Here is a 19,794-nt window from a genome sequence, read left to right as displayed (position 1 = left end):
TACTCTGAAGGAGTTATCATGATTGATAACCTAGTAATAAAATATGAATTAACTTTTATCCAGAGAGGCGGAGGGACATGGCCCGGTGAAACCTCGGCAGCAGGTCAGAGTGATACTGTGCCAAATCCATCAGACCGTTTGGTCTGGAAGATAAGATGTGCGGATGCGCTTTCTTATTCGGAAAGCGCATTTTTAAAATCATGGGTAAAGGTTATGGAAAGGTATTGATCATATGGAGAAGATCTATGTAATTCATGAAAACAATGAATGGACGGGACCGCTCTATAAACGGTTTGAAGAGCTCGGACTGCCTTATGAAGACTGGAACCTCACCCGCGGCATCATCAATCTGAATGAGACGCCGCCGGAAGGCATATTCTATAACAGGATGAGTGCCTCCTCGCATACAAGAGGAAACAGGTATGCTCCTGAACTTGCGGATGCGGTACTTGCCTGGCTCGATCACTACGGCAGGACGGTCATAAACGGGAGCGGCGCATTGAATCTCGAAGTGAGCAAAGTCCGCCAGTATATGCAGCTTGAAAAATATGGGGTAAAGACACCGGAAACAATTGCAGCCGTGGGAAAAGAGCAGCTGATCGAAGCCGCGGAGGAATTCAGGGACAGACCATTCATTACAAAACACAACCGCGCAGGCAAAGGCCTCGGCGTCCGTCTCTTCCGATCTCCGGAAGGCTTGAAAGATTATGTCGAAAGTGATGATTTCGATGATTCGGTCGACGGCATCACCCTGATCCAGGAGTATGTCGAATCACCGGAGCCCTTCATCACCAGATGTGAATTCGTCGGCGGCGAGCTCATGTATGCCGTGATGGTCGATACTTCAGACGGCTTCGAACTGTGTCCGGCAGATGCCTGCTCGGTCGAAGACCTGTTCTGCCCGGCCGGAACGGACGCAGGCAGGCAGCCGAAATTCCAGGTCATAAACGGGTTTGATGAGCCCGTTATTGAAAAATATAAAAAAGTCCTCCGTGACAACGATATCCAGATAGCAGGCATCGAATTCATCAGGGATAAGGATGGCAAGATATACACTTATGATATAAACACGAACACAAACTACAACTCGAACGCAGAAGAAGCAGCCCGTCAGTACGGAATGCTCGAGATTGCGAAATACCTCGGATATCTGCTGAAAGTGGATACCGTTACAAACAAATAGCAGTGGCCTGCAGGCGGACTTTGAAGTAAAAGTTCGCTTTTTTTAATGCGCATATTAAAATCGTTAGAATATTTTGAGGGTAATGCTTGATTTATCCCGCCAAAATCTTATAATAGGGTAGTAGTAAAAACCGCTTCAAATCAACGATAGACAATTATATCTCCTTTTTCAACCGTGGAATTGATCTTTTTTTCACAATGATGACTTTCACTTTCTAGTTATTCTGGAAGCCCTCTGCTTCCTTCATATTTTATGAAAATGAATGACGGGCGCCTGTATGTATTGAACAAAATGAATAGGATCGTGTGTATTACTGCGATGATAATTACTATTGTTATTCGATTTAGCATGGTTTATTTACTGACGGATTTTTGAATTCCTGTTTTTATTCAGACCATTGAGTTTTGGAAGCCGGTTTATGGATATAAGATAAGATAGGAAATTATATTTCGAGGAGGATGGAACATGCAATTATTGCCGCGTGAACAGGAGAAGCTGTTAATTGTAGTGGCTGCAGATCTTGCCCGCAGACGCAGGGACCGGGGGTTGAAGCTGAATCACCCGGAGGCGATGGCTCTTATCACATATGAAGTGATCGAAGGGGCCAGGGACGGAAAGACTGTTGCGGAGCTGATGGAATATGGTGCAACCATTTTAAAACGTGAGGATGTAATGGAAGGCATACCGGAAATGATAGATGATATCCAGGTGGAAGCGACATTCCCGGACGGGACCAAACTGGTTACTGTCCACAATCCAATCCGTTAAGGCGTATATATTATATTTCCAGGTGGAGAAAGGGATGGAAAATCATGATTCCAGGAGAGTACATTCTAAAATCAGAAGAAATCGTTTGCAATGAAGGGACAAAAAGCTCCCGTGTCGAAGTTATAAACAAAGGGGACAGACCGATTCAGATCGGCTCCCACTATCATTTTTATGAAGTGAACGATGCACTCAGTTTCAACAGGGAAGAGACATACGGCAAGCGGCTGGACGTACCCGCAGGAGCTGCAGTCCGGTTTGAGCCCGGGGACGAGAAAGAGGTTCAATTAATTGATTTTGCCGGTACAAGAGAAATTTATGGTTTCCACAACAAAGTGGAAGGATCATTGGAAGGCGGGATTGAATAATGAGTTTTAAAATGTCCAGGGAACAGTATTCCCAGATGTACGGTCCGACGACGGGGGATTCGATACGTCTCGGGGATACGGATATATTCATACAGGTGGAAAAAGATCATACAAAATATGGCGAGGAAGTCGTTTTTGGTGGGGGTAAAGTAATCCGTGACGGTATGGGCCAGCATCCAACCATTATGAGGGAAGAGGATGAACGGGTCCCTGACACAGTCATTACCAATGCGGTCATATTGGATTATACAGGAATATACAAGGCCGATATTGCGCTTCGCGATGGTAAGATTTCAGGCATCGGCAAAGCTGGAAACCCACTGGTGCAGGATCAGGTCGATATCATAGTGGGTGCATCCACAGAAGTGATTTCCGGAGAAGGAAAAATCATTACTGCAGGAGCAGTAGACACCCATGTTCACTTTATAAACCCCGACCAGGTAGATGTTGCGCTGACAGGGGGAGTGACCACTATAATCGGTGGCGGTGCAGGACCGGGAGCAGGATCGAGAGCAACAACGGCAACACCGGGTAAATGGCATATTGAAAGAATGCTCGGTGCTTTGGAAGGACTGCCGATAAACGCAGGACTTACCGGGAAAGGTCATGCAGCTGACAGGGGGCCGCTGGCTGAACAGATCATGGCCGGTGCCATCGGTCTGAAAGTCCATGAAGACTGGGGAGCAACGCCGTCAGTCATAAGCAGGGCACTGGAAGTGGCTGATGAATTCGATGTACAGATTGCTCTGCATGCGGATACACTGAACGAAGGGGGCTTCTTTGAGGATACGATGGCGGCAATCAAAGACCGTGTCATCCATATGTACCATACAGAAGGTGCCGGGGGCGGACATGCTCCGGATCTGATCAAATCGGCAGGCTACATGAATGTATTGCCTGCATCGACGAATCCGACGCTTCCGTACACAATCAATACGATTGATGAACATCTGGATATGGTAATGGTTGCACATAACTTGAATCCTTCTGTCCCTGAGGACATAGCATTCGCAGATTCAAGAATCCGCAATGAGTCAATTGCGGCCGAGGATATTCTGCAGGACATGGGTGTCTTCAGCATGATGAGCTCGGATGCCCAGGCGATGGGGCGGATCGGTGAAGTGGTCTCAAGGACATGGCAGACCGCACATAAGATGAAAAAACAGCGCGGTGTGATGGAAGGTGACCATGAACACAGAGACAATAACCGCGCAAAACGCTATGTTGCGAAATATACAATCAATCCTTCCATTACACACGGAATATCAGACTATGTGGGATCGATCGAAGTAGGGAAAATCGCAGATCTTGTAATCTGGGATCCAAAATTCTTTGGAGCGAAGCCTGAGATGATCCTGAAAAACGGTATGGCGGTATCGAGTTTGATGGGAGATCCAAATGCAACGATACCGACACCTCAGCCGATGGTCTATCGCCGCATGTTCGGAGCTTACGGCAAAGGGTTAACCAACAGTTCAATCACTTTTGTTTCACAGACAGCATACGACAACGACATTAAAGGGAAACTGGCACTTGAGAAGCTTGTGCTTCCTGTCCATGGTATACGCGAATTGACTAAGAAGGATATGAAGCTGAATTCGGAGACACCGGATATAGATGTGGACCCGCAGACATATGAAGTGAAAATAAACGGAGAGGTACTGACGTGCGACCCTGTTGATGAAGTGCCTTTAGGACAGCGTTACTATCTATTTTGAGGTGAATTAATTGATTATAGAAGAAGTGGTTATGAATATAAGAGATTTGAGCCCTGAGGAGTTGGAAAAGCGCCATCAGGAGAAGGTGTTCATGGAAAGTGAACATTTGATGAAACGGATACAGCGTGTTGAAACGGATCATGGCCGTGATATGGGAATAAGGCTGAACAACCCGCGTGACCTGGAAGCGGGGGACATACTGTACATGGATGACGAGAATATCATCATAATTGATGTGATGAGTGATGACCTGATCATCATCAGCCCGCGTGATATGAATGAGATGGGTACAATCGCCCATCAGTTGGGGAACCGCCATCTTCCTGCACAGTTCGAAGGTGATGATATGCTGGTTCAGTACGATTACCTTGTAGAGGAATTGCTTGAAGAGCTGGAAATACCTTTCAAGCGTGAAGACCGCAAGGTCGAACGGGCATTCCGACACATCGGGCATAGTCATGACTGATAATGCCCTGACATTGTTCCAGCTGTGTGATTCCCAGTTTCCCACAGGGTCTTTCAGCCATTCTTTCGGCATGGAGACTTATATCCAAAATGATATTGTCGTCGACCCGGAAACCTTTTCGGACTGGCTGAAAGTCTACCTCCATGAACAGCTCGTCTATGCAGACGGTCTGGCTGCAAAAATCGTCTATGCAGCATTGGACGAAGAAGATTTTGACAGGGTATGGGAGATGGATCGTCTTCTGACGGTCCAGAACCTTGCCAGGGAATCCCGTGATGGGACACAGCGGATGGGGAAACGCATGCTGGATGCAGTAGACTCGATCTATGATATACCAATCATAAGTCTTTATATGGAGAGGCTCCGGAATAAAGAATCCTTCGGACATCCGGCGATCGTGTTTACAATGCTGGGCCATCATCTCGGAGTCGACAGGAAAACAACTGTTGTATATTACCTGTATTCGACGATTGTTGCCCTTGTGCAGAATGCTGTGCGGGCGATTCCTATCGGACAGACAGCAGGTCAGAAAGTGATCCATCAATTCCAGGGGGAACTAAAAGAAGCCGGTGATGAGATCATGAAGCTTGATGATTATGAATTCGGTGTGGTTTCACCGGGGCTCGAGGTCTCACAGATGCAGCATGAGCATGTTGGAATACGCATATTCAGCTCATGATGAAAGGCATAATATAAAAATTCTAAGGAAGTGTATAATTATGGAACCTATAAAAATCGGTGTTGGCGGGCCTGTAGGGGCGGGCAAAACGATGCTGGTCGAAAAAATTACGCGTGAACTTGCAGATGAAGTGAGCATGGCTGTCATTACAAATGATATCTATACTAAAGAGGATGCAAAGTTCCTTGTGAAAAATGGTGTTCTGGACGAAGACAGGATAGTCGGGGTAGAAACGGGCGGCTGTCCGCACACGGCAATTCGTGAGGATGTTTCCATGAATTACGCTGCGGTTGAGGAATTACGGGAACAGCATTCCGATGTCGAACTGATATTCGTGGAGAGCGGCGGAGATAATCTGGCTGCCACATTCAGTCCGGAACTTGTAGATTTCTCAATCTATATCATTGATGTTGCACAGGGTGAAAAGATTCCGCGCAAAGGGGGGCAGGGCATGATCAAATCCGACCTGTTCATCATCAATAAGACGGACCTTGCACCACACGTTGGAGCGAGTCTTGAAGTGATGGAGTCGGATACCAGGGTTTTCCGCGGGGATAAGCCTTTTGTGTTCACCAACCTGAAAGATAATACGGGGCTCGACCAGGTGATCGAGTGGATAGAAAATAATGCGATGCTGAAAGGTCTTGGACAGGATGTCTGACTGGACAGGCGTGCTTGAGCTGGACGTTGAAAACCGTGGAGGAAGGACGGTGGCGGACAATATATATTTTCAGGGTGCTTTCAAAGTAATGCGTCCTGTCTATCTGAATGGTTACAGCCATCCCTGCTACTATCTCCTTAATCCGGGCGGTGGGTACCTGGATGGGGACACATACCGGATGAAGGTGACCCTTGCAGAAGATTCCCGGCTCACATTGACAACCCAGTCGTCTACAAAGGTCTATAAGACACCTGTATCATATGCATATCAGGAGACGGAATTCCATCTGGAAAAAGGCAGTTACCTAGAATATCTGCCGGATCCGCTCATTGCGTACAAGGATGCAAAGTATGTACAGAAAAATGTGGTTCATATGGAGCGTGGATCAACGCTGCTCTATTCTGATATCGTGACACCTGGCTGGTCACCGGAAGGGAAAGAGTTCAGCTATGATACACTGCGTTTGAAAAATGAAATATACATGGATGACGAACTGGTTGTATTTGATCATATAAAACTGCAGCCCGCCAGACAAAATATGGGCGGTCTGGGTTTTATGGAGGGCTACACCCATCTGGGCTCTTTCATGGTCATCGGCGAACAGACCGACGATGACCTGCTCGACAGTCTGTATGAAATTGTGGACGGGATGGAAGGGGATTTTGAATTCGGAATATCCCGGCTTACGATACCCGGGTTCACAATCAGAATACTGGCGGACAAAACCCAGCTGATTGAAAGTATTGTATCAGCCTGTCATCTGGCAGTAAGTGAAAAATGGCACCAGGTGGAACCGAGCTTTCTGCGCAAATACTAATGCATGGCCCGACATTTCATAATTGTCGGGCATTACTTATTGAGTATGAACAGTAAGGAGTAACGATGGATGAAAAAATATATAATTTTTGCTTTGGCCGGTTTTTTTTCCCTGATGGCCGCCTGTACGAATGAAAAGACAGAAATGATGCCGGAAAGTGATCCGGACACTTCGAAAAAGGATGAGCTTGTGCTGGCCATTGGCGGGGAAACGGAGGAGGGCTTCGATCCCACCACCGGTTGGGGGATGTACGGATCGCCCCTGTTCCAAAGCACTCTTTTGAAATACGATGAAGAATTCAATATCGAAAATGACCTGGCAACTGACTACCAGGTGAGTGAAGACGGGTTGAAGTACACTGTGGAACTGAGGGATGATGTATTATTTTCTGATGAGGAACCACTCACGGCCGAGGATGTCGTCTTCACTTTTGAAACTGCAAAGGATAGCGGGTCTGTCATCGATCTGAGCAACCTTGAAAGCGTGGAGGCTACAGATGATCATACAGTGGAGTTCGCATTGAAAGAGCCGGAGTCGACTTTCATTTCACATCTTGTGACATTGGGGATTGTCCCCGGACACGCATACGATGATGACTATAATGAAAACCCGGTTGGATCCGGACCGTATCAGCTTGTCCAATGGAACAAAGGCCAGCAGTTGATTGTTGAAGCCAATCCTCATTATTACGGGGAAAAATCGGATTTTAAAAAGATGACGTTCCTTTTCCTGGAAGAGGATGCAGCATTTGCGGCAGCCAAGTCCGATGAAGCGGATGTTGTGGCTGTCACTCCGGGTTTTGCCGAACAGGATGTTGAAGGCATGGATCTGGTTGCACTGGATACGGTTGACAACAGGGGAATCATGTTTCCCAATGTAGCAGCAGGTGAACAAACAGAGGATGGCATACCTATCGGCAATGATGTTACAGCGGATAAGACCATCAGAAAGGCGATAGATATTGCTGTGGACAGAGAAGCCATGGTCGATGGAGTGCTTAATGGGTTTGGAACGCCTGCCTACTCTGTTGCAGATAATCTGCCCTGGTGGAACCCTGAGACGACAGTAGATGATGACCAGATGGAGAAGGCAGGGGAAATGCTTGATTCAGCCGGTTGGGAAAAAAATGAAGAGGGTGTACGTGAGAAAGATGGACTGACGGCGGAATTCACGATCCTTTATCCAGCGGGGGATGAAATCCGCCAGTCCCTTTCCATTACTGCGGCAGATCAGATTGAAAAACTGGGGATCAAAGTGGACACGGAAGGTCAGAGCTGGAATGACCTGGAGCGCTCGATGCACTCGAATCCCGTAATGATGGGATGGGGCAGCCACGATCCACTTGAAATGTATAACATATACAGCAGCAGTACCCGTGGGGAGGGATATTATAATGCAAACTACTATTCCAATCCGACAGCAGATGAATATATGGAAAAAGCAATGCATGCCACGACACAGGAAGAGGCGTATGAATACTGGAAAAAAGCACAGTGGGACGGCGAAACAGGCTTTTCTTCCCGGGGGGACGCGCCCTGGGTATGGCTCGTGAATTTACAGCACATATATCTGGTTGATGAAAAACTTGATATCGGAGAACAGAAACTTCATCCTCATGGACACGGCTGGCCGATCACGGACAATATTGACGAATGGCACTGGGAAGAATGATGAAAATTTGGATGACAACTGTCGGAAGGTAGGTAAGTGATGGGCAGTGGAAAATTTATAAAATATATACTTGGAAAAGCATTGAAGCTTTCGACTTTGCTTGTTGCTGTCAGCATTTTATCTTTCACCCTCGTCAGCCTGTCGCCGATAGATTCGGTACAATCCTACATCGGTGCCGATATGACGCGGGTAAGCCCGGACCAGCGTGCCAACATTGAAGAATACTGGGGATTGAATGATTCATCCATACAGCAGTTCATGTCCTGGGGGGCAGCGGTGCTTCAGGGCGACCTGGGTACATCGCTTCTTTACCGTGACAGCGTGGCCGGCATCATTGCCGAACGCTTTGCAGCATCCCTTGTACTGATGTCGACGGCCTGGATCATATCCGGCATCATCGGTTTCACGCTGGGTGTCGTTTCAGGAATGAGAGAGGGGAGCCTGGCAGACAGGGCAATCAAAGGCTATTGTTTCATACTCGCCTCCACACCCGCTTTTTGGCTGGGACTTTTATGCCTGATCCTTTTCTCTGTATGGCTCGGCTGGTTTCCGGTTGGACTGGGTTCGCCAGCAGGGATTCTGGAGGGGGATATATCACTTCTGGAACGCCTCAGACATCTGTTCCTGCCTGCACTGACACTGAGCGTAGTAGGTGTAGCGAATGTCACACTGCATACAAGACAGAAACTGTTGGAGGTTCTGGACAGTGAATATGTCCGTTTTGCAATGGCAAATGGCGAGAAAGGGTTTACTCTGTTCCGGCGCCATGGACTGAGAAATATAGCAATGCCTGCAATATCCTTGCACTTTGCATCCTTTGGGGAACTGTTCGGTGGAGCAGTCCTTGCAGAGCAGGTCTTTTCCTACCCGGGCCTTGGACAGGCTGTAGTGGAAGCGGGTCTCGGGAGTGATGTACCTCTGCTCCTGGGCATAGTACTGTTTACGGCCCTGTTCGTTTTCACAGGAAACCTGCTGGCGGATTTACTGTACAGACTGGTAGACCCCCGCATGAGGAGGGGGATGTAGCAATGGAGTTGAAAACGGTCGGCAAACAGAATGAAAGGCCTTCTGCGAATGTCAGACAACGCACTATCGCAATCCTCCTGTCTGCTTTTGCAGCCCTTGCCGCACTGGTTATAAGCGGGCTGATGATAGATGCGGAGGATATTGGCATCAATCTGGATATGAAAAATCAGGCACCTTCCTTGCAGCATCTTTTCGGGACAGACTGGCTGGGCAGGGATATGCTGATGCGCACGATGAAAGGATTGACATTGAGCCTGTCTGTAGGAATACTGGCAGCTTTTGCAAGTAGTATCATCGCTTTGTCGCTCAGCCTGCTTTCGGCATGGAACAAAACAGCGGACAATATCGTAACCTGGCTGATTGATCTTTTTTTGAGTGTCCCCCATATAGTGACGCTCATACTGATATCATTCGCAGCCGGCGGCGGCTTCAAAGGAGTTGTCATCGGCCTTGCCCTTACACATTGGCCAAGCCTCGCCAGACTGCTGCGGGCAGAAGTGCTTCAATTGAAATCGGCTGAATATGTCGGAATCTCCGAACGCTTTGGGAAAACGGGATGGTGGATTGGCAGGCACCATTTACTGCCTCACCTGATTCCACATCTTCTGGTTGGTTTCATACTGTTATTCCCGCACGCGATACTTCATGAAGCGGCAATCACATTTTTAGGTTTCGGTTTATCAACAGAAACACCGGCGATAGGGATCATTCTGTCGGAATCAATGAGGTATCTGTCCACGGGACATTGGTGGCTGGCATTTTTCCCCGGCTTCTCTTTATTGCTCATGGTCATCATTTTTGATCTGCTGGGCAGGAATATACGGAAATTGATTGATCCATTCCAGGGTCAGGGGAGATAGGAGGGAAGAAATGTCTGGAAATGAAAGGGAAGGACAGGCACCGCTTTTGGAAGTGAAGGATTTTTCCATGTCTTTTTTGACCTATGAAAAAGGGTTGAAGGAAGCAGATCTGGAAGTTGTGAAAAATTTTAATATGACGATACATGAAGGGGAGATCGTGGCAGTTCTGGGCGCAAGCGGTTCAGGGAAAAGTCTGCTTGCAAATGCAATTTTGGGCATCCTGCCGGAAAACGCCAGAACCTCCGGTACTTTGAATTACAAAGGAGAAGCACTCACTGAGAAGCGTCAGGAAGTACTGAGGGGAAAAGAAATCTCCCTCATCCCCCAGTCGGTCAATGCACTGGATCCCCTGATGAAGGCTAAAAAGCAGGTCCGCTCCATGGTCAGAGGGAGACATAAGAAAGCCGTGCAGCGTGATGTTTTTCAAAAAGTGGGGCTCTCGGAATCCGTCGGTGAGAACTACCCGTTCCAACTCTCCGGCGGCATGGCGAGGAGGGTGCTGGCAGCGACCTCCATGATCAGCAGTGCCAAGCTCGTCGTTGCGGATGAACCGACACCGGGTCTGGATCCGGCCGTACTCCAGGAGACGGTGAAACAGCTGAGAAGGCTGGCGGATGAAGGGAAAGGCATGATGTTCATTACACATGATATTGAAATCGCCCTGCAGGTCGCCGATAAAATCGCCGTCTTTTACGAAGGTGAAACGATTGAAATTGCGAGTGCGGAGGATTTCAGCGGAGAAGGTGAACGCCTCGTGCATCCTTACACGAAAGCGCTATGGAACGCACTGCCGGGAAACGGCTTCAAATCAAGTGTTCACCCGGAAGGAATGCGCCACCTGAATTATAAATGCATGCATGATGCGGCATCTGAAAGGTATCCATTGGATGTTGAAAAAATAAGCTATCACTATCCAGGCCAGCCGCCGGTATTTGAAGGACTGTCAATGCAGATCATGCCGGGAGAAATCGTTGGTATATATGGAAACAGCGGCTCAGGCAAATCCACGATGGCACAGATTATCGCAGGATACAGGGATCCATCAGAAGGCATGGTGCAGATTGGCAGAAAACGCATTCTCCAAAAAGGGATACATCCAGTCCAAATGATATGGCAACACCCCGAAAAAGCGGTAAACCCAAGATGGCGGATCAGGAAGGCACTGCTGGAAGCAGGGCCGCTGAACCCGGAACTTCTTGATATTTTCGGTATCAGACAGGAATGGCTGAAAAGATGGCCAGGTGAACTGTCCGGCGGAGAGTTGCAGAGGTTCTGTCTGGTACGTGCCCTGACAGGAGATATCGATTATCTCATCGCAGATGAGATGACAACGATGCTCGATGCTGTTACTCAGGCACAGATTTGGCATTCATTGATAAAATTGTCCAAAGAACGCGGAATAGGTGTGGCTGCAATCAGTCATGATTATCAGCTGCTTGAAAAAGTCTGCGACCGTATTATCCATTTTACCGATTTACAAAACTCTTGATTCATAAGATATTTGACCTTTCTTCCCATCATGGTTAAGTTGAGGTTTAAATTCCTGGCCATAAGCATGTTTTTTGGCAGAATGGGAATAGATTAATATCAGAAAATTTCGAGGAGGTTTTTTCCCTGGTGGATAATTTTGAAGTAGAACCTGTATTTGAGACTCGTCAGCATAAGAGACATCAATTCAAGCTTGTCATAGATGGACGCAATTACAAAGGCGACTATTCTGATGGGGAAATCCAGTGGTTGAACCCGCATCCAAAACAATATGTCAGTGAAGCGGAACTTGCATCAGTGGAGGAAGAGATACATGAGTTGCTGAGTGAAAAAGGGATCAGAGATGAAATGGAGGAAATAGAGGTGGAACCGATGCTCGTCAATCAATCGCATGAACTCCATTCATTCAAATTGAAGATCCAGGGCGAGGAATTCAAAGGAATATTCCGGAAAAATGGGGAAATAGAATGGTTCCATCCCAAGCCGAGACAGAAGGTAAACTCTGAACGTGTGGACAGAGTGGAAGAGCAAGTGCAGAAAAAAATGAAAAATGAGATTGAATGATGAAGAAAGCCGCCAAGACCCATGTCTCGGCGGCTTTCTTTTGGAATGTCGTGCGAATCCCGGCTTTTAAATATAGATCCCCGGCCGGGGATCTGCAGCTATTTCTTGATATCTTCAAGTATATCGACCATCAGCTGCTGGAGGGGCAGGCGTCCGAGCAGTGCCCAATTCGGATATTTTTCAAGGCCGAGCGTTTCCTGGTGTGTATACATATAGACATTGGCAGGGAATACTGCCCACAGGAATTTCTGCATTCCGTTCAGTTGCCAGTTTCTGATCCTGCCCAGGAGCAGCAGTACTCCGAAAACAAACTCCAGCAGGCCGGTAAAGTAGGCGATGAATGTCTTAAAGGGTATGAAGCCGGGAATAATGCCGGCAAATTTCCCGGGTTTCAGGAAGTGGGCGATTCCTGCAATTAAAAATACTGTGCCCATTATAATTCTTTTCACGATAATCTCTCCCGCTTAACTGTCTGTATGCAACAGTATATGCCTAAAATCTGCACAACACAAACAAAGACGCCTCTGTGGGAGACGTCATGAAATCCTAGCCCGGCACGTGTTGTTCGCGGGAAGCTTTTTCCACTTCGACATCAGGTGCTTTTCTTATATTGAAGACGATGTTGAGTATGATGGCCGTGAGGCTTCCCATAACGATGCCGCTGTCTGTGAGGACGGATATGCGTTCCGGAAGTGCTGCGAACAGTTCAGGCACTGCGGTGACACCGAGTCCCATGCCGACGGAAATGGCGACGATCATCAGGTTCTCCTGCTTTTCAAAGTCTACATTTGAAAGCATCTTGATGCCGTAGGAGATGACCATGCCGAACATCGCAAGCATTGCACCGCCAAGGACGGATGTCGGGATGGCGAGTGTCAGTGCACCGATTTTCGGGACAAGGCCGAGCAGAATCAGCATTCCGCCGGCGATATAGATGATGTGATTGCTTCTCACACCGGATAGCTGGACGAGACCGACATTTTGTGAAAATGTCGTATACGGAAATGAGTTGAAAAGGCCGCCGAAAAGTATTGCCAGGCCTTCTGCACGGTAGCCGCGCTTCAGATCCTCTTCTCCCAGTTCCCTGTCGGTGATGTCACCGAGAGCAAAATAGACCCCAGTGGACTCGACAAGGCTGACAATTGCGACGAGAATCATCGTCAGTATCGGTGCAAGATGGAATTCCGGAATGCCGAAATAGAATACCTGCGGCAGATGGAACCATGAGCTTTCACCGACTGCAGAGAAATCCACGAGTCCGAAAAATGCACTGATTCCGGTACCAATCATGATCCCGAGCAGTATGGCGATGGATTTGACGAAGCCTCTGCCGAATTTGAAAATCATCAGTATGACGAACAAGGTCCCGAATCCGATGGCAAGGTTCATCGGCGAGGCGAAATCATCACTGCCCTGGCCGCCGGCAAGGTCGTTGAATGCGACGGGGATCAGGGTGATCCCGATGACTGTGACGACCGATCCGGTGACGACCGGCGGGAAGAAACGAATCATCTTGCTGAAATATCTGGCAATGAGGATGACGGCGAGACCCGATACGAGGATGGATCCATAGACGGACTCGATGCCGTAGCTGTTGCCGATGGCGATGATCGGTCCGACGGCGGTGAAAGTACACCCAAGTACCACAGGCAGGCCGATGCCTGAGAAATTATTCCTCCAGACCTGCAGTATGCTCGCAACACCGCACATCATGATATCGATGGCGATCAGATAGGTGAGCTGGACGCTGGACAGGCCGATGCCCGCCCCGATGATGAGCGGGACGATGACAGCCCCGGCATACATCGCAAGGACGTGCTGGAGTCCGAGGGACAGGGATTTTGTCTTAGACATCTGCATTGGAACGCTCCTTTTCATGAACGAATTCGATTTTATCCGCTTCGAGGTTTGCAATCCGGGCGAGTGATTCTACATGATAGCCTTTCTTCCTGAGAATCCTCCCGCCTTCCTGGAACGCTTTTTCAATGACAATGCCGATGCCCGCGGTCTCAGCACCTGCCTGGTCTGCGAGATGGATCAGAGCTTCGGCAGCCTTGCCGTTTGCGAGGAAATCATCGATGATGAGGACCATGTCATCCTCCCCGAGGAATTTTCGGGCGACACAGACTTTATTGGTCTCCTGTTTTGTGTAGGAGTACACTTCGGACGTGAGCAGCCCGTCCGTCAGGGTGAGGGACTGTCTTTTGCGGGCAAAAACCACCGGCACATCCATCAGCAGCCCTGCCATCACAGACGGGGCGATGCCGGAGGATTCAAGGGTCAGTATTTTCGTGATCCCTTTCCCTTCGAAACGATTTTGGAACTCCCGTCCGATTTCATGCATCAGCTTTGGATCGACCTGATGATTCAAAAAGTTGTCGACTTTGAGCACAGTTTCGGAGAGGGCGGTCCCTTCCATTAAAATCTTCTCTTTCAAAATATCCATTCTTTTCACCTCAGCCATTTTTAAAAACATTCTTCCAAATAAAAAATCCCAAAACTACCGCGCATCCGAAAGATGAGCAACAGTTCCGGGATTAAAGGAGAATGTACACGGGTACATTCAAATCCGTCCGTATTTTGCCCACCCATAGTCGGAACATTTACGGCGTCCGGTAGAAACTTGCAGACCATATTACTGCTATTATATGAGTGCTTTAATTTAGAATAATACTATTGTAACACCATTGACGAACTTTTCAACAGCATTATCAGATTAAGTTCATGTTTTAATGCGTTTTCATGAACTCTGACGAATCAACTTTCGTGTTTTTAGAGTGGTCAACTTATGAAATGATGATTATTTTTAGTATAATGAAGGAACAAATAACGATGAGGAGGGACGGGTGTGTTCGAAAATCTGAAGGATTACTTCACAAAGGCATTCCAGTTCAGGGGGCGCGCGACAAGAAAAGAATACTGGATACCGAACATCGTGTTCGGCCTGTGGGGAACCGGTCTCGCGGCATTCAGGGCGCCCCGGCAGGTGCAGAACGTTTTGGGTGCGCTCATTTCCATACCAATGATATCCCTTACTTCAAGGCGTTACCAGGATGCCGGAGTTTCTGGCTGGTTCCAGCTGCCGCAGCTGATGTCATTTCTCCTGATACCGCTCGTTTTCATGAGCTTCATCAAAAGGGGAGCGAAAGCAACGGTCATCACAGTCATCACACTTTTCAACATCACAGGGTTCATGTTGACCCTCCTGCCAAGTGACGGGAACAACCGGTTCGGCAGCCGTCCGTAAAATTATTACCGATATTTACAAAAAATCAGTGAAACCACTTACATTCCGTGCTACAATTCCTTTAATAAGTTATAGAGAGGGAGATTGTCATGGATGCGACACTTGCAGATTTTCTCTTCCAGCTTGCCGGGCTGTCGGCAATCGGCGGCTTCGGCTATCTGATCTACAGGCTCAATCACAGCAGTGAAAAAGATGATGGAGAGGTAAGGCAATACGAATAGAAGTCATAGATGTTTCAGGCTGTCACCGCATTATGGTGGCAGCTTTTATTTTCAAAAGAGGGCAGATTGAAAAATCTGGGTAAGTTGTATATCATAAATAAGTTGAAATTTTTATAAATAAGGACAGAAAGAGTGGGTATCATGTTGAATTTTTTCAGACGCCAGTCGCGCAACCTGTTCCCGGGATACTTTGCGATGGTCATGGCGACCGGTGCGTTGTCGCTTTCATGCTGGTACCTGGGGCTTTTCGCCGCTGCGGAAGTGCTCATATACTTCAATCTATTCATATATGTAATCCTGCTCGCATTGAATATCATGAGGGTCGCACTCAATACTGATGAATTCCTTTCAGATATCGGGGAGCACAGCAAGGGGCCTGGGTTTTTCACGCTGATTGCCGGCACCGAAGTATTCGGCACCCAGCTGGTGGTTATCAAGGGGCTTTATGTGTGGGGGTTCATATTCTGGAGCGTGGCATTTTTCCTCTGGGTAATATTGATGTATACATTTTTCACCATCATCATCGTCAAGAAAGTGAAGCCGGCGATAGAAGAGTCAGTGAACGGCGGATGGCTGCTGGCAGTCGTCTCCACAGAGTCCATCGCTGTGCTCGGAACACTGGTCGCTTCGGGCATGGATGCCTACAGTGATATCATACTGTTCATTTCACTTTGTCATTTCCTGCTTGGCTGCATGCTCTACCTGAACATCATCGCCTTCATATTCTACAGGCTTATGTTCCTGAAAGTGGAGGCTATGTCGCTCGCACCGCCGTACTGGATCAACATGGGGGCACTGGCCATCACGACACTCGCCGGTTCCGTCCTTATGATCTACGGCATGGACTCCGCACTGGTAAGGGAGCTCGGTGTGTTCATCAAAGGCTTTACCCTGTTCTACTGGGTACTTGGCACATGGTGGATTCCACTGCTCATCACACTCGGCATATGGCGTCATATTGTAAACCGCTACCCGTTCACTTACGAACCCCAGATGTGGGGCATGGCCTTCCCGATTGCCATGTATACCGTCGGTACGACGAAACTCTCCATTGCACTGGACCTGGGGTTTTTGATGACCATTCCATACATTACGATATTCGCAGCCATCGGTGTCTGGCTGGCCATTCTTGCCGGAATGGTATTCACGCTCACGAGAAGACAGTTGAGAAAGACGTAAAAATAGGGCGGCCCGGTCCGGGCCGCCCTATTTGTGTTCAGAAAATCTGCAACAGTACGATACCGGATATGATCATGATGACTCCAACGACCCTCCTCGCATCAATCGGATTCTTATGGATTCCGAGGAGTCCGAAATGGTCGATGAGGAGCCCCATCAGCATCTGACCGAAGATAACGGTCATGAGTGTCAGAGTGGCACCGAGATGCGGCATGAGGATGATGTTGGTCGTGACGTAGAGTGCGCCGAGTATACCGCCGGTGAAGTGCCACGGTCTGATGCTGCCGATCGTGCCGTCGTATGTGACGAAGCGGATGTGTCTGGCAATGATCAGTGACAGGATCAGCAGTGCAGCGGTGCCGACGATGAAGGATACGAGGGATGCGAAAAAGAACGAATCGACTTCATGCCGGAGTGCGCTGTTCACAGCGGTCTGGATGGGCGGCATGGCACCTGTGAACAGACCGAGTGCGAGCCAGAGGTTCGATGATTCCGTGGCCTGGCGTGCACTCCTCTTTTTGTAGTTCATGAAAATGATGCCTGCGATCATGATGATGATGCCGAGTATCCTGAAGATATTGATAGGCTGCACTTCGGCGTCAAACCAGCCGAACGTATCGATCAGAAGGCCGATGACCATCTGTCCGGCCACCGTCATGATTACTGTAAGTGCCGCGCCGATTTTCGGCAGGAGCAGGACATTGCCGGTCAGGTAGATGACACCCATCAGGCCGCCGACAAACCATATATATGAAAAATCCTGGCTTGCTATGTATGATGGCGAAAGTTTTTCCGGGTTTGCGAAAAGGTTGAAAAGGATGAGCATAAGCGTGCCGACAAGAAAAGAATAGAACGACGACAGGAAGACCGAGCGGGTGAATACGGCCAGCCTGCTGTTGATGGAAGTCTGGAGCGGAGTGAGTGAGCCCGCCGCGGCTCCGAGCAGAATAAGCATTATCAAATCTTCCATCTCCTTTGAATTTTATCAGTATTAAGCCATTTTATAGGAGAGCTGAAATATTGGCAACTCACTCTTATCTAATAGGTACGGCTCTAGTATACTGTAGGAACAAGGATTATTAGGAGGGGAGCTCATGAGGATGGGAACGAAAGATCTTAAACAGGCCCTGGTTGGCTGGCGGAGACATATTCACAGAAATCCGGAACTTTCATATAAAGAATATGAAACCTCGGAATATATTGCAGAAGTGCTCGGGACGTTCGACGGAATCGAAGTGTCGCGTCCGACGGAAACGAGTGTTCTGGGAGTGCTCAGGGGGAGAAAAACCGATGGCCCGGTGATACTGCTCCGTGCGGATATCGATGCACTGCCGGTGAGTGAGGAGACGGGTGTGGAGTATGCTTCATTGAATCCCGGAGTGATGCATGCATGCGGCCATGATGCCCATGCCGCGATGCTGCTCGGTGCAGCGGATGAGCTCTCGCGCATGCCCGGTGAAATTGACGGGGAGATCCGGTTCATCTTCCAGCACGCCGAGGAGGACTTTCCCGGAGGCGCCTGCGAACTTGTCGATCTCGGCGTGACAGAAGGAGTGGATTATGCTTTCGCCCTCCATGTATCCCCGGATTATGAAACGGGATATTTCGCTGTAAGGGAAGGTGCATTCTGTGCCGCAGCGGATGATTTCCGCATCCGGATAAAGGGCAGGGGCGGGCATGCCGCAAGCCCGGATACCGTAATAGATCCGATCATCACCGGATCCGAGTTCACAATGAGTCTTCAGACGGTCGTCTCGCGCAAAATATCACCGCACAAAGTGCCGGTCATCTCAGTCACCAATTTCCACGGCGGCGACGCAATGAATGTCATACCTGGACATGTTGAAATCGGCGGCACCGTCCGCTCGATAGATGAAGCATCAAGAGTGCGGGCACGAGAGGAACTGGAACATGTATTAAAAGGGGTGACGGCGGCACACCGGGCGGAGTATACCATAGACTGGGACATTGGATACCCGTCGGTCTTCAACAGGACGGAAGCCGTGGAAGTGACCCGCAGCGCCGCCGGAAAGGTATTCGGCACCGACAAGCTGATCGAAGTGGACCAGCCGATTTTCGGTACCGAGGATTTCTCCTCTTTTTCACAGGCTGTCCCTGCATCGATGCAGTTCATCGGGGTTCACAGCAAGGAAGCGGGGGAATCCTATCCACTCCACCATCCCAAGTTCACTGTTGATGAGGAAGCGCTCGAGAAAGGGGCACTTTATTTTGTTGAAATTGCGAAAAGTCTGGTAACCTGAGGTAAATAAAAAATAGAGGAGCAGTGATCATGGACGTAACAGAAGCAATCAGAGGGCGGCGCAGTCTGGGCAGAGTGAAGGATGTGCCGGTTGATAGGGAAAAGATAGAGACGATGCTCGGGTCGGCGGTATGGGCGCCGAACCACCACCGTACGGAACCGTGGAAATTTTTCGTGCTGAGCGGGGAGGGAAGAAAACCACTGTCCCGTGTGCTCAGAGAGGCTGCCCGGGGCAGGGTGGATAATCCTGAGTCGGAGGAAGGGCAAAAGCGCATAGAGAAAATCAGCAGAAAACCGTTCGCCGCGCCGACGGTGATCGTAGTTGCGCTGTCCCCGTCGGATCATCCGAAAGCAATCTACATAGAGGATGTCTGTGCGGTCGCAGCAGCAACCCAGAACATGCTGCTCACGGCACATTCGCTCGGGCTCGGTGCCATCTGGCGGAGCGGCCCGATCTACAATACATCCCTGGTGAAGGAACACTTCGGACTTCTTGGTGATGAGGAGATCCTGGGGCTCGTTTTCGTGGGAGAACCTGATATGGTGAAAGATAATGTCAAACGGGTTCCCTTTGAGGAAAAGACGACATGGATAGATAGTGATGATCAGTAAAAACTGGGT

Annotated in this window: 22 protein-coding genes and 2 riboswitches; of the genes, 18 read left to right on the top strand and 4 right to left on the bottom strand. The window is 48.8% G+C overall.

The genetic code is table 11. The features are described 5' to 3' along the window. Positions 1 to 52: 52 nt before the first annotated feature. A riboswitch (SAM riboswitch) is annotated at positions 53 to 157 on the top strand. 75 nt (positions 158 to 232) lie between these two features. From C792_RS0111160 to C792_RS0111100, 13 genes are all read left to right on the top strand, one after another. After that, the gene (locus C792_RS0111160; RefSeq protein ID WP_017549536.1) at positions 233 to 1,183 is read left to right on the top strand and encodes an ATP-grasp domain-containing protein; all 951 of its coding nucleotides are present in this window, start codon (positions 233 to 235) and stop codon (positions 1,181 to 1,183) included. Positions 1,184 to 1,648: 465 nt separating this feature from the next. Continuing rightward, positions 1,649 to 1,951 carry an urease subunit gamma gene (locus C792_RS0111155; protein ID WP_017549535.1) on the top strand — a complete coding sequence of 101 codons (303 nt, stop codon included), beginning with the start codon at positions 1,649 to 1,651 and terminating at the stop codon, positions 1,949 to 1,951. A gap of 44 nt (positions 1,952 to 1,995) precedes the next feature. Continuing rightward, the gene (locus C792_RS0111150) at positions 1,996 to 2,316 is read left to right on the top strand and encodes an urease subunit beta (RefSeq protein ID WP_017549534.1); all 321 of its coding nucleotides are present in this window, start codon (positions 1,996 to 1,998) and stop codon (positions 2,314 to 2,316) included. Then, positions 2,316 to 4,034 (top strand): urease subunit alpha, encoded by a 1,719-nt coding sequence (ureC, locus tag C792_RS0111145; protein ID WP_017549533.1) that lies wholly within the window; start codon positions 2,316 to 2,318, stop codon positions 4,032 to 4,034. Before C792_RS0111150 ends, ureC begins: the two co-directional genes overlap by 1 nt. Before the next feature lie 10 nt (positions 4,035 to 4,044). Continuing rightward, positions 4,045 to 4,500: an urease accessory protein UreE gene (gene ureE, locus C792_RS0111140; RefSeq protein ID WP_026090331.1), complete on the top strand. Its 456-nt coding sequence runs from the start codon at positions 4,045 to 4,047 to the stop codon at positions 4,498 to 4,500. Then, entirely contained in the window at positions 4,493 to 5,179 is a 687-nt protein-coding gene (locus tag C792_RS0111135; protein ID WP_017549531.1) for an urease accessory protein UreF, read from the top strand. Before ureE ends, C792_RS0111135 begins: the two co-directional genes overlap by 8 nt. A 40-nt stretch (positions 5,180 to 5,219) precedes the next feature. Then, positions 5,220 to 5,840, top strand: a complete 621-nt coding sequence (gene ureG, locus C792_RS0111130) for an urease accessory protein UreG (RefSeq protein ID WP_017549530.1) — start codon at positions 5,220 to 5,222, stop codon at positions 5,838 to 5,840. Beyond that, entirely contained in the window at positions 5,833 to 6,657 is an 825-nt protein-coding gene (locus C792_RS0111125) for an urease accessory protein UreD (protein ID WP_017549529.1), read from the top strand. Before ureG ends, C792_RS0111125 begins: the two co-directional genes overlap by 8 nt. Positions 6,658 to 6,726: 69 nt before the next feature. Next, entirely contained in the window at positions 6,727 to 8,328 is a 1,602-nt protein-coding gene (locus C792_RS0111120) for an ABC transporter substrate-binding protein (RefSeq protein ID WP_017549528.1), read from the top strand. A 39-nt stretch (positions 8,329 to 8,367) separates the two neighbouring features. Further along, positions 8,368 to 9,354: an ABC transporter permease gene (locus tag C792_RS0111115; protein WP_017549527.1), complete on the top strand. Its 987-nt coding sequence runs from the start codon at positions 8,368 to 8,370 to the stop codon at positions 9,352 to 9,354. Between the two features lie 2 nt (positions 9,355 to 9,356). After that, positions 9,357 to 10,214, top strand: coding sequence for an ABC transporter permease (locus C792_RS0111110; RefSeq protein WP_017549526.1), 858 nt, complete (start codon positions 9,357 to 9,359; stop codon positions 10,212 to 10,214). A 10-nt stretch (positions 10,215 to 10,224) separates the two neighbouring features. Next, positions 10,225 to 11,703 carry an ABC transporter ATP-binding protein gene (locus C792_RS14685; RefSeq protein WP_017549525.1) on the top strand — a complete coding sequence of 493 codons (1,479 nt, stop codon included), beginning with the start codon at positions 10,225 to 10,227 and terminating at the stop codon, positions 11,701 to 11,703. A 128-nt stretch (positions 11,704 to 11,831) separates the two neighbouring features. After that, positions 11,832 to 12,266, top strand: a complete 435-nt coding sequence (locus C792_RS0111100; protein WP_017549524.1) for a DUF5342 family protein — start codon at positions 11,832 to 11,834, stop codon at positions 12,264 to 12,266. A 98-nt stretch (positions 12,267 to 12,364) separates the two neighbouring features. Here C792_RS0111100 and C792_RS0111095 read toward each other — a convergent pair whose 3' ends face one another. From C792_RS0111095 to C792_RS0111085, 3 genes are all read right to left on the bottom strand, one after another. Beyond that, complete coding sequence (locus C792_RS0111095) at positions 12,365 to 12,715, bottom strand: DoxX family protein (RefSeq protein ID WP_156811669.1); 351 nt, start codon at positions 12,713 to 12,715, stop codon at positions 12,365 to 12,367. Between the two features lie 97 nt (positions 12,716 to 12,812). Next, entirely contained in the window at positions 12,813 to 14,126 is a 1,314-nt protein-coding gene (locus C792_RS0111090) for a nucleobase:cation symporter-2 family protein (RefSeq protein WP_017549522.1), read from the bottom strand. Further along, positions 14,113 to 14,712: a xanthine phosphoribosyltransferase gene (locus C792_RS0111085; RefSeq protein WP_017549521.1), complete on the bottom strand. Its 600-nt coding sequence runs from the start codon at positions 14,710 to 14,712 to the stop codon at positions 14,113 to 14,115. Before C792_RS0111085 ends, C792_RS0111090 begins: the two co-directional genes overlap by 14 nt. Positions 14,713 to 14,837: 125 nt before the next feature. After that, positions 14,838 to 14,938, bottom strand: a riboswitch (purine riboswitch). 176 nt (positions 14,939 to 15,114) lie between these two features. On the opposite strand from C792_RS0111085, the gene C792_RS0111080 reads away from it, so the two are divergent. The 3 genes from C792_RS0111080 (at position 15,115) to C792_RS0111070 (ending at position 16,913) form a co-directional block, all read left to right on the top strand. Further along, positions 15,115 to 15,513: a DUF805 domain-containing protein gene (locus C792_RS0111080; protein WP_017549520.1), complete on the top strand. Its 399-nt coding sequence runs from the start codon at positions 15,115 to 15,117 to the stop codon at positions 15,511 to 15,513. Positions 15,514 to 15,602: 89 nt separating this feature from the next. After that, the gene (locus C792_RS15115; RefSeq protein WP_017549519.1) at positions 15,603 to 15,734 is read left to right on the top strand and encodes a hypothetical protein; all 132 of its coding nucleotides are present in this window, start codon (positions 15,603 to 15,605) and stop codon (positions 15,732 to 15,734) included. A 141-nt stretch (positions 15,735 to 15,875) separates the two neighbouring features. Then, on the top strand, positions 15,876 to 16,913 hold the full coding sequence (locus C792_RS0111070; RefSeq protein ID WP_017549518.1) for a tellurite resistance/C4-dicarboxylate transporter family protein: 1,038 nt from the start codon (positions 15,876 to 15,878) through the stop codon (positions 16,911 to 16,913). 37 nt (positions 16,914 to 16,950) lie between these two features. Here C792_RS0111070 and C792_RS0111065 read toward each other — a convergent pair whose 3' ends face one another. Further along, positions 16,951 to 17,874 carry a DMT family transporter gene (locus C792_RS0111065; protein WP_017549517.1) on the bottom strand — a complete coding sequence of 308 codons (924 nt, stop codon included), beginning with the start codon at positions 17,872 to 17,874 and terminating at the stop codon, positions 16,951 to 16,953. Between the two features lie 133 nt (positions 17,875 to 18,007). Between C792_RS0111065 and C792_RS0111060 the strand changes: the two genes are divergently transcribed. Together C792_RS0111060 and C792_RS0111055 are read left to right on the top strand one after the other, a co-directional pair. Then, positions 18,008 to 19,174 carry an amidohydrolase gene (locus C792_RS0111060; protein ID WP_017549516.1) on the top strand — a complete coding sequence of 389 codons (1,167 nt, stop codon included), beginning with the start codon at positions 18,008 to 18,010 and terminating at the stop codon, positions 19,172 to 19,174. 29 nt (positions 19,175 to 19,203) lie between these two features. Then, on the top strand, positions 19,204 to 19,785 hold the full coding sequence (locus C792_RS0111055; protein WP_017549515.1) for a nitroreductase family protein: 582 nt from the start codon (positions 19,204 to 19,206) through the stop codon (positions 19,783 to 19,785). Positions 19,786 to 19,794 lie beyond the last annotated feature (9 nt).

Origin of the sequence: Salinicoccus carnicancri Crm, from assembly GCF_000330705.1 — a bacterium.
GTDB lineage: Bacteria > Bacillota > Bacilli > Staphylococcales > Salinicoccaceae > Salinicoccus > Salinicoccus carnicancri.
This window is presented reverse-complemented; position numbering and strand designations above follow the sequence as displayed.

Bases quoted from the DNA above. Each gene is read 5' to 3' on its own strand.
- C792_RS0111160 (WP_017549536.1), top strand. From the start codon at position 233: ATGGAGAAGATCTATGTAATTCATGAAAACAATGAATGGACGGGACCG.
- C792_RS0111155 (WP_017549535.1), top strand. From the start codon at position 1,649: ATGCAATTATTGCCGCGTGAACAGGAGAAGCTGTTAATTGTAGTGGCT.
- C792_RS0111150 (WP_017549534.1), top strand. From the start codon at position 1,996: ATGATTCCAGGAGAGTACATTCTAAAATCAGAAGAAATCGTTTGCAAT.
- ureC (WP_017549533.1), top strand. From the start codon at position 2,316: ATGAGTTTTAAAATGTCCAGGGAACAGTATTCCCAGATGTACGGTCCG.
- C792_RS0111135 (WP_017549531.1), top strand. From the start codon at position 4,493: ATGACTGATAATGCCCTGACATTGTTCCAGCTGTGTGATTCCCAGTTT.
- ureG (WP_017549530.1), top strand. From the start codon at position 5,220: ATGGAACCTATAAAAATCGGTGTTGGCGGGCCTGTAGGGGCGGGCAAA.
- C792_RS0111125 (WP_017549529.1), top strand. From the start codon at position 5,833: ATGTCTGACTGGACAGGCGTGCTTGAGCTGGACGTTGAAAACCGTGGA.
- C792_RS0111120 (WP_017549528.1), top strand. From the start codon at position 6,727: ATGAAAAAATATATAATTTTTGCTTTGGCCGGTTTTTTTTCCCTGATG.
- C792_RS0111115 (WP_017549527.1), top strand. From the start codon at position 8,368: ATGGGCAGTGGAAAATTTATAAAATATATACTTGGAAAAGCATTGAAG.
- C792_RS0111110 (WP_017549526.1), top strand. From the start codon at position 9,357: ATGGAGTTGAAAACGGTCGGCAAACAGAATGAAAGGCCTTCTGCGAAT.
- C792_RS14685 (WP_017549525.1), top strand. From the start codon at position 10,225: ATGTCTGGAAATGAAAGGGAAGGACAGGCACCGCTTTTGGAAGTGAAG.
- C792_RS0111090 (WP_017549522.1), bottom strand. From the start codon at position 14,126: ATGCAGATGTCTAAGACAAAATCCCTGTCCCTCGGACTCCAGCACGTC.
- C792_RS0111085 (WP_017549521.1), bottom strand. From the start codon at position 14,712: ATGGATATTTTGAAAGAGAAGATTTTAATGGAAGGGACCGCCCTCTCC.
- C792_RS15115 (WP_017549519.1), top strand. From the start codon at position 15,603: ATGGATGCGACACTTGCAGATTTTCTCTTCCAGCTTGCCGGGCTGTCG.
- C792_RS0111070 (WP_017549518.1), top strand. From the start codon at position 15,876: ATGTTGAATTTTTTCAGACGCCAGTCGCGCAACCTGTTCCCGGGATAC.
- C792_RS0111060 (WP_017549516.1), top strand. From the start codon at position 18,008: ATGAGGATGGGAACGAAAGATCTTAAACAGGCCCTGGTTGGCTGGCGG.
- C792_RS0111055 (WP_017549515.1), top strand. From the start codon at position 19,204: ATGGACGTAACAGAAGCAATCAGAGGGCGGCGCAGTCTGGGCAGAGTG.